The sequence below is a fragment of the Bacillus zhangzhouensis genome (assembly GCF_000715205.1).
GTDB lineage: Bacteria > Bacillota > Bacilli > Bacillales > Bacillaceae > Bacillus > Bacillus zhangzhouensis.
On record NZ_JOTP01000096.1, the window covers coordinates 1 to 288 of the forward strand.

General features: G+C 50.0%; 1 pseudogene. It reads right to left on the bottom strand.

Annotated elements, in window-relative coordinates:
* Positions 1-106: 106 nt before the first annotated feature.
* Positions 107-253, bottom strand: a pseudogene (locus BA70_RS21065) (hypothetical protein); the annotation flags it as partial.
* Positions 254-288 lie beyond the last annotated feature (35 nt).

The following is a 288-nucleotide window of genomic DNA, read 5'->3' on the forward strand; positions in this document are numbered from 1 at the left end:
CCTGCGGCGCCCGTTGCTCCGGTTGCTCCGGTTGCACCTGTGTCTCCCGTCGCTCCGGTTGCTCCCGTGGCTCCCGTTGCTCCGGTTGCTCCCGTGGCTCCCGTGGCTCCTTAATGGCAAGCAGCATCGCTTCTCTTTCTCGGTATAATGATGCAATTTCATGTGGTTCAAGCCCTAATGTATCTTTTCGAATACTCCTTGTTAAAAAAATCGCTCCGAATAGGCCAGGGAGTAAAAAGAGAAGTGCTATATAAATCACTTTACAACGTTTCTGTTATGTTCTTTGAT